Annotated in this window: 14 protein-coding genes and 1 tRNA gene; 11 read left to right on the top strand and 4 right to left on the bottom strand. The window is 67.6% G+C overall.

Going from position 1 to position 14479, the window contains the following annotated elements:
• Positions 1–5 precede the first annotated feature (5 nt).
• The 7 genes from OG904_RS23650 (at position 6) to OG904_RS23620 (ending at position 7187) form a co-directional block, all read left to right on the top strand.
• On the top strand, positions 6–479 hold the full coding sequence (locus OG904_RS23650) for a hypothetical protein (RefSeq protein ID WP_405494109.1): 474 nt from the start codon (positions 6–8) through the stop codon (positions 477–479).
• Positions 476–1111 carry a Tat pathway signal sequence domain protein gene (locus OG904_RS23645; protein WP_405494107.1) on the top strand — a complete coding sequence of 212 codons (636 nt, stop codon included), beginning with the start codon at positions 476–478 and terminating at the stop codon, positions 1109–1111. Before OG904_RS23650 ends, OG904_RS23645 begins: the two co-directional genes overlap by 4 nt.
• A 301-nt stretch (positions 1112–1412) precedes the next feature.
• Positions 1413–2645 carry a branched-chain amino acid ABC transporter substrate-binding protein gene (locus tag OG904_RS23640; RefSeq protein ID WP_405494105.1) on the top strand — a complete coding sequence of 411 codons (1233 nt, stop codon included), beginning with the start codon at positions 1413–1415 and terminating at the stop codon, positions 2643–2645.
• A 149-nt stretch (positions 2646–2794) separates the two neighbouring features.
• On the top strand, positions 2795–3724 hold the full coding sequence (locus tag OG904_RS23635; protein ID WP_405494103.1) for a branched-chain amino acid ABC transporter permease: 930 nt from the start codon (positions 2795–2797) through the stop codon (positions 3722–3724).
• Between the two features lie 5 nt (positions 3725–3729).
• Positions 3730–5550 carry a branched-chain amino acid ABC transporter permease gene (locus tag OG904_RS23630; RefSeq protein WP_405494101.1) on the top strand — a complete coding sequence of 607 codons (1821 nt, stop codon included), beginning with the start codon at positions 3730–3732 and terminating at the stop codon, positions 5548–5550.
• 3 nt (positions 5551–5553) lie between these two features.
• Positions 5554–6474, top strand: a complete 921-nt coding sequence (locus OG904_RS23625; RefSeq protein WP_405494099.1) for an ABC transporter ATP-binding protein — start codon at positions 5554–5556, stop codon at positions 6472–6474.
• Positions 6471–7187, top strand: a complete 717-nt coding sequence (locus tag OG904_RS23620) for an ABC transporter ATP-binding protein (RefSeq protein ID WP_215030005.1) — start codon at positions 6471–6473, stop codon at positions 7185–7187. Before OG904_RS23625 ends, OG904_RS23620 begins: the two co-directional genes overlap by 4 nt.
• Before the next feature lie 78 nt (positions 7188–7265).
• Here OG904_RS23620 and OG904_RS23615 read toward each other — a convergent pair whose 3' ends face one another.
• Positions 7266–7922: an ANTAR domain-containing response regulator gene (locus OG904_RS23615; protein WP_405494097.1), complete on the bottom strand. Its 657-nt coding sequence runs from the start codon at positions 7920–7922 to the stop codon at positions 7266–7268.
• A 99-nt stretch (positions 7923–8021) separates the two neighbouring features.
• Here OG904_RS23615 and OG904_RS23610 point away from each other — a divergent pair.
• Both OG904_RS23610 and OG904_RS23605 read left to right on the top strand, forming a co-directional pair.
• Positions 8022–8096, top strand: a tRNA-Leu gene (locus tag OG904_RS23610).
• Between the two features lie 109 nt (positions 8097–8205).
• On the top strand, positions 8206–8949 hold the full coding sequence (locus OG904_RS23605) for a transcriptional regulator (protein ID WP_405494095.1): 744 nt from the start codon (positions 8206–8208) through the stop codon (positions 8947–8949).
• Here the strand turns inward: OG904_RS23605 and OG904_RS23600 are convergent.
• Positions 8946–9548 carry a TetR/AcrR family transcriptional regulator gene (locus OG904_RS23600; protein ID WP_405494093.1) on the bottom strand — a complete coding sequence of 201 codons (603 nt, stop codon included), beginning with the start codon at positions 9546–9548 and terminating at the stop codon, positions 8946–8948. The genes OG904_RS23605 and OG904_RS23600 overlap by 4 nt on opposite strands.
• An 83-nt stretch (positions 9549–9631) precedes the next feature.
• Between OG904_RS23600 and OG904_RS23595 the strand changes: the two genes are divergently transcribed.
• Entirely contained in the window at positions 9632–10204 is a 573-nt protein-coding gene (locus OG904_RS23595) for an RBBP9/YdeN family alpha/beta hydrolase (protein WP_405494091.1), read from the top strand.
• 25 nt (positions 10205–10229) lie between these two features.
• On the opposite strand, the gene pyk is transcribed toward OG904_RS23595, so the two are convergent.
• Positions 10230–11657 (bottom strand): pyruvate kinase, encoded by a 1428-nt coding sequence (gene pyk / locus OG904_RS23590; protein WP_405494089.1) that lies wholly within the window; start codon positions 11655–11657, stop codon positions 10230–10232.
• A gap of 146 nt (positions 11658–11803) precedes the next feature.
• On the bottom strand, positions 11804–12511 hold the full coding sequence (locus OG904_RS23585) for an SIMPL domain-containing protein (protein WP_405494087.1): 708 nt from the start codon (positions 12509–12511) through the stop codon (positions 11804–11806).
• Positions 12512–12651: 140 nt separating this feature from the next.
• Between OG904_RS23585 and OG904_RS23580 the strand changes: the two genes are divergently transcribed.
• Entirely contained in the window at positions 12652–14463 is a 1812-nt protein-coding gene (locus OG904_RS23580; protein ID WP_405494085.1) for a bifunctional metallophosphatase/5'-nucleotidase, read from the top strand.
• The last annotated feature ends 16 nt before the right edge of the window (positions 14464–14479 follow it).

Genomic DNA, 14479 nt, shown 5'->3' with positions numbered 1-14479 from the left:
CCCGCATGGGATCCGGACCGGCGCCGCGGCGCACCGCGGCCGTGACGGCGGCAGCAGCGGCGCTGCTGGCCGGCGCACTGCCCGGCTGCTCCCCCGGCAGCCCCTCCGCGACCTCCGGCAGCCCCTCCGCGACCCCCGGCGCCCGCGTGACGACCCCGCCGGCGTCCGTCACGCCCGTCACGCCCGTCGCGCCCGTCGCGCCCGTCGCCCCCGAGCAGGTCTGCACCGAACTCATCACCCTCTGGGCCGGCCGGATCCTCGACGCCGGCGAGGGGGACGACGCCGTCCGCCTGGACTACCAGTCCATGGGCCTGTCCGGCGGCCAGAACGACATCCTGCGCGCCGTCGTCGCCGACGCCCGCGCCGAGCAGCGCGCCAAGGGCCCGGCCGCCGCGCACGAGCTCACCGACCGCGAGGCACGGCGCCGCTGCGCGGACCACTACCGCTCCGGCGCCCCGACCGGCGGTCCCTGGCAGTGAGCGGCGGCATCGGCCCGGTCGAACCCGGAGAGGGCACGGAGGCCCACGAGGGCCCGCGCCCCGGTACCCGTACGCCCCCGGCCGTCCGCAGGGTCCGCGAGGCCTACGAGGGCCACCGCCGGGCCGTCCTGGCCGTAGCGGCCCTGACCTGCGTGTCCGCCGTGCTCGCCGGCGGAGCGGCGCTGTACGCGGCCCGCCCGCGCCCTGTCCCGTACCGGCCGCCCGCGCCCTCGCAGGTGTTCTCCCTCGGCTATGTCGCGCCGGTCGAGCCGGCCTCCGCCGGCAGCGCCTTCGAGTTCACCGTGCGTGTGCGCGTCGCCTCCGGGCCGGCCATCACGCTGGAGCGGCTGACGCAGTCCTCGCGGGCGCTGACGGTGGACGTCCAGCCACCACTTCCGGCCACCCTCGCGCCCGGGGAAGCGCGTGACCTCGTCGTACGGATTCAGGTCACCGACTGCGTGCATGTAGCACGGAATTCCAGCCTCCCATTCCTCGAAGTAACCCTAAGTAATAAGTTTGAGAAAGAGGATCACAGCTACATCCCCGGTGACCGATATGCCAGGGATCTCTCCACCGCTCTGACCAGGGCCTGTCCCGTAGTCCGAGACGCGGACGCCCCGACTCCGTCATGACCAAACAGGCCCAGAGTCCTGGCACGACAGCACTCAAACCACCGAACGGTCCTCACCCGTCTCACCATGCGGACAAGACGAACCGGCCGGAATTCCCCCGTTCCACCCCCAGAGATCCGCTATGTATTACGCCGCGGCATAACAAGAGAGTCACATCATTGGCCTCAGCCCTCCATAACGCCCTGAGACCGGCTTAGAGTCACGGCCAGTCACCGCGACCAGCCGGATTCCTCGCAGTTCGGTTCCCCGCGTTCGACACGGTGCGTCCCACGGGGGACGCAGTGCCAGGAAAGGACTGATCGTGCGTCAGCGTTCTCTCATTGCCGTCACCGCCGCTCTCGCCGCGGGTGCCCTCACTCTCACTGCCTGTGGCTCGCGTGACGACAAGGGCGGCAGCACCGCCGACGGTGGCGACACCACGGTCGTCATCGGCGTCGACGCCCCGCTCACCGGTGACCTCTCGGCCCTCGGCCTCGGCATCAAGAACTCCGCCGACCTCGCCGCCAAGCAGGCCAACGAGAAGAAGTACGTCAAGGGCGTCACCTTCAAGATCCAGGCACTGGACGACCAGGCCCAGGCCTCCTCCGGCCAGCAGAACGCCACCAAGCTCACCGCCGACAAGGACGTCCTCGGTGTCGTCGGCCCGCTGAACTCCTCCGTCTCGGAGTCCATGCAGAAGGTCTTCGACGACGCCAAGCTCGTCCAGATCTCCCCCGCCAACACCAGCCCCTCCCTCTCCCAGGGACCCAAGTGGGCCACCGGCGACAAGGTCCGCACCTACAAGAGCTACTTCCGCACCGCCACCACGGACGCCATCCAGGGCCCGTTCGCGGCGCAGTACCTCTTCAACAAGGCCGGCAAGAAGAACGTCTTCATCATCGACGACAAGAAGACCTACGGCGCGGGCCTCGCCGGCACCTTCAAGGGCGAGTTCACCAAGCTCGGCGGCAAGGTCGTCGGCGAAGGCCACATCGACCCCGACAGCACCGACTTCGGCGCGATCGTCACCCAGGTCAAGAGCTCCGGCGCCGACGTCGTCTACTACGGCGGCGAATACCCCGCGGCCGGCCCGCTCAGCAAGCAGATCAAGGCCTCCGGCGCCAACATCCCGCTCATCGGCGGCGACGGCATCTACGACAAGAAGTACGTCGAGCTCGCCGGCGCCGGCGCCGCGGGCGACCTCGCCACCTCGGTCGGCGCCCCGGTCGAGAGCCTGCCCTCCGCCAAGGACTTCGTCGCCAACTACGCCAAGGCCGGATACAAGGAGCCCTTCGCCGCGTACGGCGGCTACTCCTACGACTCCGCCTGGGCGATCATCGAAGCCGTCAAGGCCACCGTCGACGCCAACAACGGCAAGCTCCCCGCCGACGCCCGCGCCAAGGTCCTCGCCGCAGTCCAGGGCGTCTCCTTCGACGGCGTGACCGGCAAGGTCTCCTTCGACGAGTTCGGTGACGCCACCAACAAGCAGCTCACCGTCTACAAGGTCGAGGGCACCGAGTGGAAGTCCGTCGAGTCGGGCACCCTCGGCGGCTGACCTCCCCAGGTCACCAACCGGTAGCCGGTAGTCCGCTCGAACGGCCAGCCACCGGAGCACCACCCACAACAGCAACACCCGCCGCGCGGGGCGCGCACAAAAGCGCCCCGCGCGGTGTCACATCCGTCGAAAGACTCGGAGGACCTGCGGTGCACGAACTGCCGCAACAGCTGGTCAACGGCCTGCTACTGGGATCCATGTACGGGCTCGTCGCCATTGGCTACACGATGGTCTACGGCATCGTCCAGCTCATCAACTTCGCGCATGGCGAGATCTTCATGACCGGCGGATTCGGGGCCCTCACCGTCTGGCTCATGCTCCCCACGGGCACCACCATGTGGATCGCCCTACCCCTCATGCTCATAGGCGCGATCATCGTCGCCACACTCATCGCAGTCGGCGCCGAACGATTCGCCTACCGCCCCCTGCGCACCGCCCCCCGCCTCGCCCCCCTCATCACCGCCATCGGCCTCTCCCTCGCCCTCCAGCAGGCGGTATGGGCCTGGTACCCGGGAGCGAAATCGAAGGTCGTCTTCCCCGAGATCCCCGGCGGCCCCTTCAACATCGGCAGCATCACCATCCAGACCGGTGACGTCTTCCTCCTGCTCGCCGCCCCCATCTCCATGGCCATCCTCGGATTCTTCGTCAAGAAGACCCGCACCGGCCGCGGCATGCAGGCCACCTCGCAGGACCCCGACACCGCCAAGCTCATGGGCATCAACACCGACCGCATCATCACGGTCGCCTTCGCCCTCGGCGCGGCCTTCGCCGCCGTCGGAGCCGTCGCCTACGGCCTCAAGTACGGCGAAGTCAACTTCCGCATGGGCTTCCTGCTCGGCCTCAAGGCCTTCACCGCCGCAGTCCTCGGCGGCATCGGCAACATCTACGGCGCCATGATCGGCGGACTCGTCCTCGGTCTCGCCGAAACCCTCACCACGGCCTACGTCGCCGACATCCCCGGCTTCGAACAGCTCGGCGGACAGACCTGGGGCAACACCTGGGCGTTCGTCCTCCTCATCCTCGTCCTCCTCTTCAGGCCACAAGGCCTGCTGGGCGAGCGCGTCGCGGACAGGGCGTGAGAACCATGACGACCACCACCACGGACACCACGACCATGAACGCAGCGAACGCACCCAAGGGGTTCATCCCCCTCCCGGAGAAGACCGGCCGCGCCCTCGCCACCGCAGGCGGCGCCCTCACCGTCGTCTCCTGCTTCCTCTCCTGGACCTGGACCTCCGCCTTCCCCGGCGACCTCACCGTCTACGGGTACCCCGGCGGACTCCAGTGGCTCGTCCTCGTCGGCGGCCTCCTCACCACCCTCTTCGGCCTCTCCTCCTACGGGATCAAGGGCCTCGGCTGGCTCACCCCCGCCGGCGCCGACGCAGCGATCAAGCTCGCAGCACTCGCCGCCTTCGCCACCGCCTGGTACGCGATCATCGCGATCGTCACCACGCTCGGCGGAGTGGTCAACCTCGAACCCGGCGGCTACGTCGTCGCCCTCGTCACCCTGCTCGCCCTCGTCGGCGCCCTCGCACTCCCCTTCGAACACCCCGTGCTCGAAGGACCCGACCCCGACGACACCAGCTGGGAACAGAGCAAGCACAACGCGCGCAACCGGCTCACCACCGCGAAGGCCGCATTCGCCTCCGGCCCGGCCAAGCCCGCCCGCGCACTCCCCGCCTGGACCGAGATCCTCCTGATCGCCGGCATCCTCGCCATCGGCCTCGCCGTGTTCACGTACGGCATCACCACCCCGTACCAGGAACTCTTCATCGGCTTCCTGATCACCGCCGCCTTCGGCTTCGCCGCCTTCAACAAGGCCGGCGTCATGGCCCGCATCACCACCCTCACCACCCGCCACCGCAACGTCGCCCTCATCGGCGCCTTCGCAGCCGCGGCCGCCTTCCCCTTCACCCAGTCCGACGACCAGTACGCGACCCTCGGCGTCAACATCCTCATCTTCGCCACCGTCGCACTCGGCCTGAACATCGTCGTCGGCCTCACCGGCCTCCTCGACCTCGGCTACGTCGCCTTCCTCGGCGTCGGCGCCTACACCGCGGCCCTGGTCTCCGGCTCCCCCAACTCCCCCTTCGGAGTACAGCTCCCCTTCTGGGCCGCCATCCTCATCGGCGCCGCCGCCTCCATGGTCTTCGGCGTCCTCATCGGCGCACCCACCCTGCGACTGCGCGGCGACTACCTCGCCATCGTGACGCTCGGCTTCGGTGAGATCTTCCGCATCTCCATGAACAACCTCGACGGCGTCTCCGGCCCCGACATCACCAACGGGCCCAACGGCGTCGCCAACATCCCCAACGTCGACCTCTTCGGATTCGACTTCGGCGCCGCCCACTCCATCGGCGGCTTCACCATCGGACGCTTCGCCAACTACTTCCTGCTGATGCTCCTGATCACCCTCATCGTGGTCATGGTCTTCCGCCGAAGCTCCGAATCCCGCATCGGCCGCGCCTGGGTCGCCATCCGCGAAGACGAAACCGCCGCCGAAGCCATGGGCATCAACGGCTTCCGCGTCAAGCTCATCGCCTTCGCCCTCGGCGCCACCCTCGCCGGACTCGCAGGCGCCGTACAGGCCCACGTGAACTACACCGTCACCCCGGACCAGTACGTATTCGCCAACGCCGTACCCCCGAACTCAGCCTTCCTCCTCGCCGCCGTCGTCCTCGGCGGCATGGGAACCATCTCCGGCCCCCTCGTCGGCGGATCACTGCTCTTCCTGCTCCCCAACAAGCTCCAGTCCCTGGGCGAGTACCAGCTCCTCACCTTCGGCGTCGCACTCATCATCCTGATGCGCCTGCGCCCCGAAGGCCTCATCCCCAACCGGCGCAACCAGCTCGAACTCCACAAGGACATGGAAGCGCCCACGGTCCTCGGCAAGGCAGGGGTCTGACCCATGACGACCACCACCACCGAAACCCCCGCCACCACGGCGGAGACCGTCCTCGACGCACGAGGCGTCACCATGCGCTTCGGCGGCCTCACCGCCGTCAAGAACGTCGACCTCACCGTGCGCAGCGGCGAGATCGTCGGACTCATCGGCCCCAACGGCGCCGGCAAGACCACCTTCTTCAACTGCCTCACCGGCCTCTACATCCCCACCGAGGGCGAAGTCCGGTACAAGGGCACGGTCCTGCCCCCCAAGTCCTTCAAGGTCACCGCGGCCGGCATCGCCCGCACCTTCCAGAACATCCGTCTCTTCAACAACATGACGGTCCTGGAAAACGTCCTCGTCGGCCGCCACACCCGCACCAAGGTCGGCCTCTGGTCCTCCCTGCTGCGCCTCCCCAGCTTCAGCCGGGAAGAAGCCGCCAGCCGCAAGCGGTCCATGGAACTCCTCGAGTTCATCGGCCTCGAGCACAAGGCCGACCACCTCGCCCGCAACCTCCCCTACGGAGAGCAGCGCAAGCTCGAGATCGCCCGCGCGCTCGCCAGCGACCCCGGCCTCATCCTCCTGGACGAGCCCACCGCCGGCATGAACCCGCAGGAGACCCGGACCACCGAAGAGCTCATCTTCGCCATCCGGGACCAGGGCATCGCCGTCCTCGTCATCGAGCACGACATGCGCTTCATCTTCAACCTCTGCGACCGCGTCGCCTGCCTCGTCCAGGGCGAAAAGCTCATCGAAGGCACCGCCGCCGAGGTCCAGGGCGACGAACGCGTCATCGCCGCCTACCTCGGCGAACCCTTCGAAGGCGCCCCCGGCGCCGAAGAAGTCGCCGAGGTCGAAGCAGCCGAAGCACACAGCGAGGCCGCACACAGCGAGACGACGCACAGCACGACGAGCACGGACGGAACGGACGGAGAAGACCGGTGACCGCACTCCTGGAGGTCGAGGACCTCCGCGTCGCCTACGGCAAGATCGAAGCCGTCAAGGGCATCTCGTTCAGCGTCGACGCCGGCCAGATCGTCACGCTCATCGGCACCAACGGCGCCGGCAAGACCACCACCCTGCGCACCCTGTCCGGGCTCATCAAGCCCCGCGGCGGACAGATCAAGTTCCAGGGCAAGTCGCTGAAGAAGATCCCCGCGCACGACATCGTCGCGCTCGGACTCGCCCACTCCCCCGAGGGGCGGCACATCTTCCCGCGCATGACGATCGAGGACAACCTCCTCCTCGGCGCCTTCCTCCGCAAGGACAAGGACGGCATCCACAAGGACGTCCAGCGCGCCTACGACCTCTTCCCGATCCTGGGCGAGCGTCGCAAGCAGGCCGCGGGCACCCTCTCGGGCGGCGAGCAGCAGATGCTGGCCATGGGCCGCGCGCTCATGTCCCGGCCGAAACTGCTGATGCTCGACGAGCCCTCCATGGGCCTCTCGCCGATCATGATGCAGAAGATCATGGCGACCATCGCCGAGCTCAAGTCACAGGGCACCACCATCCTGCTGGTCGAGCAGAACGCCCAGGCGGCGCTCTCCCTGGCCGACCAGGGCCACGTGATGGAGATCGGCAAGGTCGTCCTCTCGGGCCCGGGCCGCGAGCTCCTGGTCAACGAGGACGTCCGCAAGGCGTACCTCGGCGAGGACTGAGCCCGTACCCACGTACGAGTGAGGCCCGCCTCCGGATCCTGGATCCGGAGGCGGGCCTCACTGCTTCTCCCGCGGCTGCTACTCGCCCTTGGCGGCGGCCTTCTTCTCCTCGGCGTCCTCGATGACCGCCTCTGCGACCTGCTGCATGGACATCCGGCGGTCCATGGAGGTCTTCTGGATCCAGCGGAACGCGGCCGGCTCGGAGAGCCCGTACTGCGTCTGCAGGATGCTCTTCGCGCGGTCCACCAGCTTGCGGGTCTCCAGGCGCAGCGAGAGGTCGGCGACCTCCTTCTCCAGCGCACGGAGCTCCGCGAAGCGGGACACGGCCATCTCGATGGCGGGTACGACGTCGCTCTTGCTGAAGGGCTTCACGAGGTACGCCATGGCCCCGGCGTCCCGCGCCCGCTCCACCAGATCCCGCTGGGAGAACGCGGTCAGCATCAGCACGGGCGCGATGGACTCCTCCGCGATCTTCTCGGCGGCGGAGATCCCGTCCAGGACGGGCATCTTCACATCGAGGATCACCAGGTCGGGGCGGTGCTCGCGGGCCAGCTCGACGGCGGTCTGCCCGTCTCCGGCCTCACCGACGACGGCGTAGCCCTCCTCTTCGAGCATCTCCTTGAGGTCAAGACGGATGAGCGCCTCGTCCTCGGCGATGACGACGCGCGTCGTCAGCGGCGGAACGTGCGACTGGTCGGCGTCGGGCGTGGGCGTCGACTCGTGCTCGGCGGTCACGAAAGGCTCCTCTTTGCGGGGCATATCAAGCTCCCCTGAGCCTACCTACCTCCTGTAAGGTGGTGTCGCACAGGGCTCCCCCGAGCCTTTGTTTCTTAGGCCCCAGTACTCCAACTGGTTAGAGAGGCCGCTCTCAAACAGCGGACAGTGTGGGTTCGAATCCCACCTGGGGCACATAACTTGGATTCCATGGTCACGCGAGTTTCGCGTGACCATCGCCCTTTCTGGCGAAGTCTGCCGAAATCCAACATGCGGACGTATCGCCTGCAGCAGCGTCGGCCACATGTACGACGTCGCCACGCGCATACGCACCCTCGACCTACTCGCCGACGGCCGCAGCATGAACTCTGTGAGCAAGGAGACCGGGATATCCCGGGCTGCGATCCGCTCCTGGATAAAGCGAGTGGACCCCCTCCTCAACCCGGCCGCACCTTGCGCAACCCCTACCAACGCCGCCTCCTACTCCTACCTACTCGGCCTCTATCTCGGCGATGGCTACATCAGCCAGCCCCCGGGTCACCGCGTGCCGAGCCTGAGGATCACCTGCGACGACAAGTGGCCCGGCCTCATGGACTCCGCGGAACAGTCGATGCGGCAGGTGTTCCCCTTCAACCGGGTGTGCCGGGCACGGAAGGCCGGCTGCCACGACGTCAAGGTGTACTCGAAGCACCTCACCTGCCTGTTCCCACAACACGGCCCAGGCAAGAAGCACGAACGCCGCATCACCCTTGAGGACTGGCAGCAGGCCATCGTCGACGCCCACCCCTGGGAGTTCCTCCGGGGGCTGATCCACTCCGACGGGTGCCGGGTCACCAACTGGACCGTCCGCAACGGCAAGCGCTACGAGTACCCGCGGTACTTCTTCACCAACAAGTCCGACGACATCCGGAAGCTCTGTACCGACACCCTCGCCAAGGTCGGCGTCCAGTGGACGGTCCTGGCCCGCGGCTGCGATCCCTTCAACGTGTCCATCGCCCGCAAGGCGTCCGTCGCGCTCATGGACGAACACATCGGGCCGAAGTACTAGCGGCGGCCCGTGAGGCCGCCCAGGACCGTCGAAACGTGGGCCTCCGCCTCCGCCGGGTCCAGCGGGGCGTGGGCGACCAGGAGGCGGTACCAGAAGGGGCCGAAGACCAGGTCGGTGGCGTGGGCCAGGTCGGTGGCGGCGGGGAGTTCGCCGCGGGTGACGGCCCGGGTCAGGAGCGTCGCGACGACCTCGCGGCGGGTGGCGACCCAGGCTCGGAAGGGTTCCGCGAAGGCCGGGTCCAGCTGGGCTTCGGCCATGAGGCCGGTCAGGGCCTTGGCGCGGACGGGGTCGCGGCCGATGCCGTAGAGGTCGGCGACGAAGGTGGTGAGGTCGCCGGCGAGGGTGCCGGTGTCGGGTTCGGGGACGCGGGCGGCGGTTTCGTGGGTGTAGGCGTCCATGACGAGGGCGGGCTTGGACTTCCACCAGCGGTAGACGGTGCTCTTCGCCACGTTGGCGCGCTTGGCGACGCCCTCGATGGTGAGGGCGCCGTAGCCGTTCTCGACGAGGAGTGCGGCGGTGGCTTCGAGGACGGAGTGGTGGGCGTCTTCGCTGCGGAGGCGGCCGCCGGTGCGGGGGGTGCCCGAAGGAGTGATTGACACGGCTTCAAGATAAGCCCTACCGTTTTATCAAAACGCGGCGGAGCGTTTTGATTTAGGGATCGAGCGGAGCAGGGGGCGGAGCCATGGGCAAGGTCGTGATCGCGCACGGGTACGGGATGAACGGCGGGGAGCACTGGTATTCGGCGGCCGGTGAGGAGTTCGCCGCCGAGGGGCACGAGGTGCGGATTCCGAACTTCCCCGAGCCGTTCGCTCCGGAGGCCGATGTGTGGCTGAGGGAGTTGGAGGAGGAGGCGGCGGGGGCGCCGGCCGGTGAGACCGTGCTGGTGGGTCACAGCCTGGGTGGGGTGAATGTGCTGCGGTTGCTTCAGCGGCACGATACGGAGGCTGAGGGGGCGTTCGCGGGGGTGGTGCTGGTGGCGTCGATGTCGGGCGAGGTGGGGTATGACGCGCTGGCGCCGTTCTTCACGCCGGAGTTCGACTGGCGGCGGATCCGCAGGGCGGCGCGGGAGTTCCGGGTGCTGCACGCGGCGGACGATCCGGTGACCGGGGAGGCGACGGGTGAGCATGTGCTGCGGTTCGTGCGGGAGCTTGGCGCCGAGGCGCGGGTGACCGCGTCGGGCGGGCACTTCCCGAGTGCGGGTGAGAGCCGGTTGGAGTTGCCCGACGCGGTGCGTCTTATACGTGAGGTGCTGTAGCCGGCGCGCGGTGTCAGCGGGGGCGTCAGCGGACGGCGTCGCCGATGTGGTGGACCCGGACGAGGTTGGTGGATCCGGTGACGCCGGGGGGTGAGCCGGCGGTGATGACGACGACGTCGCCGGGTACGCAGCGGCCGATGCGCAGGAGCTGTTCTTCGACCTGGGCGACCATGGCGTCGGTGGAGTCGACGTGTGGGCCGAGGAAGGTTTCGACGCCCCAGGTGAGGTTGAGCTGGGAGCGTGTGGAGGGGTCGGGGGTGAAGGCGAGGAGGGGGATGGGTGAGCGGTAGCGGGAGAGTCGGCGGACGGTGTCTCCGCTCTGGGTGAAGGCGACGAGGAATTTGGCGCCGAGGAAGTCGCCCATTTCGGCGGCGGCGCGGGCGACTGCTCCGCCTTGGGTGCGGGGCTTGTTGCGGTCGGTGAGTGGGGGGAGGCCCTTGGCGAGGATGTCTTCTTCGGCGGCTTCGATGATGCGGGCCATGGTGCGGACGGTTTCGATGGGGTATTTGCCGACGCTGGTCTCGCCGGAGAGCATGACTGCGTCGGTGCCGTCGATGACGGCGTTGGCGACGTCGGATGCTTCGGCGCGGGTGGGCCGGGAGTTGTCGATCATCGAGTCGAGCATTTGGGTGGCGACGATGACGGGCTTGGCGTTGCGCTTGGTGAGTTTGACGGCTCGCTTTTGGACGATGGGGACTTGTTCCAGGGGCATTTCGACGCCGAGGTCTCCGCGGGCGACCATGATTCCGTCGAAGGCGGCGACGATGTCGTCGATGTTCTCGACTGCCTGGGGCTTTTCGACCTTGGCGATGACGGGGAGGCGTCGGTTCTCTTCGTCCATGATGCGGTGGACGTCTTCGATGTCGTGTCCGCTGCGGACGAAGGAGAGGGCGATGACGTCGGCGCCGATGCGCAGGGCCCAGCGGAGGTCTTGGATGTCTTTTTCGGAGAGGGCGGGTACGGAGACTGCGACGCCGGGGAGGTTGAGTCCCTTGTGGTCGGAGACCATGCCGCCTTCGATGACGCGGGTGTGGACGCGGGGGCCGTCGACTGCGGTGACTTCGAGGGTGACGCGGCCGTCGTCTACGAGGATGCGTTCGCCGGTGGTGACGTCGGTGGCGAGGCCTTTGTAGGTGGTGCCGCAGGTGTGGCGGTCGCCTTCGTGGTCTTCGACGGTGATGGTGAACTCGTCGCCGCGTTCAAGGAGTACGGGGCCTTCTCGGAAGCGGCCGAGGCGGATCTTCGGGCCTTGAAGGTCTGCGAGGACGCCGACGCTGCGGCCGGTTTCGTCGGAGGCCTTGCGGACGCGCTGGTAGCGCTCTTCGTGTTCGGCGTAGGTGCCGTGGCTGAGGTTGAAGCGGGCGATGTCCATTCCGGCTTCGACCAGGGCTTTGATCTGGTCGTATGAGTCGGTGGCGGGGCCCAGGGTACATACGATTTTCGCTCGGCGCATGGGGCGAGCGTATGCCCCTACCAGGGAGTAGGAAATTGGTTCCGGGTGTCCACTCAACAACCTTTGAGCAAAAGGTTGTTGACAATTGTTGAATGTGCATGGGGGTGCTCTGATGAGCACCCCCGGGGTGCCGTTTTTTCAGGTTTTCACAGCTGGGGAGGGGTCATGGTGAAGCGTGCGTTCACCTGCGCGTAGACGGTCTGGCGCTGGGGTTCGAGGTCGAGTGCGGGGGCTGTGGTGTCTTCTTGTCCGCTGAAGGCCATGGTGCGCATGCCGCCTCCGCCGGGACGGGCTCCCTGGAAGGGGGTTGGGGCTTCGGCTCCGAGGTCGGCGAGTTCGACGAGGGCGGCGAGGTTGGCTCCGAGGGCGGCGGCGTATTCGCGGGCGCGTTGGACGGCTTCGAGTACGGCTTGGCGGCGGGCTTCGCCGTGGGCGGGTGAGGTGGGGCGCAGGGCCCACCAGGGGCCGTCGACCTGGGTGAGTTCGAGGTCGGCGAGGCGGGTGGTGAGTTCGCCGAGGGTGGTGAAGTCGTTGAGTTCGGCGGTGAGGTGGACGCGTCCGTGGTAGGCGCGGATGCGTTCGCCGCGGCCGTGGCGGGTGAGTTCGGGGGTGATGGAGAAGGCGCCGGTTTCGAGTTTTTCGACGGGGTCGCCGTAGCTTTTGACGAGGTCGAGGACGGCGTTGTTGCGGCGGGTGAGGTCTTCGAGTGCGGTGCGCCGGTCGGTTCCGCGGGCGCTGACGGTGATGCCGATGCGGGCGATTTCGGGGTCGACTTCGAGGGTGGCTTCGCCGCGGACTGCGACGCGGGGGACTTCGGGGGTTCCGTAGGGCTGGTGCGATGCGTCCTGGGTCATGGTTTCACTGTCGCACTGCTGCTCGTATGGGTGTGGTCATCGGATCGAAACCTGGTGGGGGTGTTGCGGCTTGTTACTGGTGGGTCAGAATCTACGCGCGTTGCCTGCATGTACACACGCACCTCACAAGGGGAGATGGCATGGCGTTCGACCGTAGGACATTTCTGGGCACTTCGGCTGCGACGGGTGCGGCTGTGGCGTTGGCGGGGGCCACGAGCACCCCGGCCGCCGCGGCTGACGCGTCGGCCGGCAGGGCTTCGGCCGCGGGGCCGAGGACGTACGCGTTCACGGTGATGGGGACGACGGACCTGCACGGGAACGTCTTCAACTGGGATTACTTCACGGACAAGGAGTTCGACGACAAGGCGCACAACGATGTGGGTCTGGCGAAGATCTCCACGCTGGTGAATCAGGTGCGGGCGGAGAAGGGGCGGTGCAACACGCTGCTGATCGACGCGGGTGACACCATTCAGGGCACTCAGCTGTCGTACTACTACGCGAAGGTGGATCCGATCACCGCGCGGCGTGGTCCGGTGCATCCGATGGCGCAGGCGATGAATGCGATCGGATACGACGCGGCGGCGCTGGGGAACCACGAGTTCAATTACGGCATTCCGGTGCTGCGGAAGTTCGAGGAGCAGTGTGATTTCCCGCTGCTGGGTGCGAACGCGCTGGATGCGCGGACACTGCGGCCGGCGTTCGCGCCGTACAGCATGCACCGGCTGCGGACTCCGCACGGGCGGGATGTGAAGGTGGCGGTGCTGGGTCTGACGAATCCGGGGATCGCGATCTGGGATAAGGCGAACGTGCAGGGGAAGATGACGTTCCCGGGTCTTGAGGAGCAGGCTGCGAAGTACGTTCCGCGGTTGCGGTCGCTGGGTGCGGATGTGGTGATCGTGTCGGCGCATTCGGGGTCGAGCGGTACGTCGAGCTACGGGGACCAGCTTCCGTACGTCGAGAACGCGGCGGCTCTGGTGGCGGAGCAGGTGCCGGGGATCGACGCGATCCTGGTGGGGCACGCGCACACGGAGATCCCGGAGTACCGGGTGAAGAACAAGGCGACGGGCAAGGACGTGGTGCTGTCGGAGCCGTTGAAGTGGGGGCAGCGTCTGACGCTGTTCGACTTCGAGCTGACGTGGGCGAAGGGTTGCTGGTCGGTCGCGAAGGTGTCGGCCCGGGTGGTGAACTCGAATACGGCGGTGGAGGATCCGAAGATCGTCGGTCTGCTGTCGGACGAGCACCGCAAGGTCGTGGCGTATGTGAACCAGGTGATCGGTACGTCCACGCAGGCGATGTCCTCGGCGGACGGTCCGGTCAAGGACGTGGCGATCATCGATCTGATCAACCACGTGCAGGCGGAGACGGTGAAGGGCGCGTTGGCGGGTTCGGAGTGGGCGGCGCTGCCTGTGCTGTCGCAGGCTTCGTGTTTCTCGCGGACGGCGTCGATTCCGGCGGGGCAGGTGACGATCAAGGATGCGGCGGGTCTGTATCCGTTCGAGAACACGCTGGAGGCGCGGCTGCTGACGGGTGCGCAGGTGAAGGCGTACCTGGAGTACTCGGCGCGGTACTACGTGCGGACCGCTCCGGGTGAGGTGGTGGATCCGGCGAAGCTGACGAACGCGGAGAGCACGCCGGACTACAACTACGACGCCGTGTACGGGCTGGTGTACGACATCGACATCTCCGAGCCGGTGGGTTCGCGGATCTCGGGGCTGTCCTTCCAGGGCAAGCCGGTGGATCCGGCGGCGCAGTTCGTGCTGGCGGTGAACAACTACCGGGCTTCGGGTGGTGGGAACTTCCCGCACGTGCCGCAGGCCAGGCAGGTGTGGGCGAATTCTGAGGAGATCCGCAACACGATCATCCAGTGGGTGAAGGCGAAGGGGACGGTGGACCCGGCTCAGTTCGCGTCCGTGGACTGGCGTCTGACCCGGGCCGGGATACCGGTCTTCTGAGCAATGGTCTGCTGAA

Origin of the sequence: Streptomyces sp. NBC_00096 (assembly GCF_045041305.1) — a bacterium.
GTDB lineage: Bacteria > Actinomycetota > Actinomycetes > Streptomycetales > Streptomycetaceae > Streptomyces.
This window is presented reverse-complemented; position numbering and strand designations above follow the sequence as displayed.

Bases quoted from the DNA above. Each gene is read 5' to 3' on its own strand.
- OG904_RS23650 (WP_405494109.1), top strand. From the start codon at position 6: ATGGGATCCGGACCGGCGCCGCGGCGCACCGCGGCCGTGACGGCGGCA.
- OG904_RS23630 (WP_405494101.1), top strand. From the start codon at position 3,730: ATGACGACCACCACCACGGACACCACGACCATGAACGCAGCGAACGCA.
- OG904_RS23625 (WP_405494099.1), top strand. From the start codon at position 5,554: ATGACGACCACCACCACCGAAACCCCCGCCACCACGGCGGAGACCGTC.
- OG904_RS23605 (WP_405494095.1), top strand. From the start codon at position 8,206: ATGTACGACGTCGCCACGCGCATACGCACCCTCGACCTACTCGCCGAC.
- OG904_RS23595 (WP_405494091.1), top strand. From the start codon at position 9,632: ATGGGCAAGGTCGTGATCGCGCACGGGTACGGGATGAACGGCGGGGAG.
- pyk (WP_405494089.1), bottom strand. From the start codon at position 11,657: ATGCGCCGAGCGAAAATCGTATGTACCCTGGGCCCCGCCACCGACTCA.
- OG904_RS23585 (WP_405494087.1), bottom strand. From the start codon at position 12,511: ATGACCCAGGACGCATCGCACCAGCCCTACGGAACCCCCGAAGTCCCC.
- OG904_RS23580 (WP_405494085.1), top strand. From the start codon at position 12,652: ATGGCGTTCGACCGTAGGACATTTCTGGGCACTTCGGCTGCGACGGGT.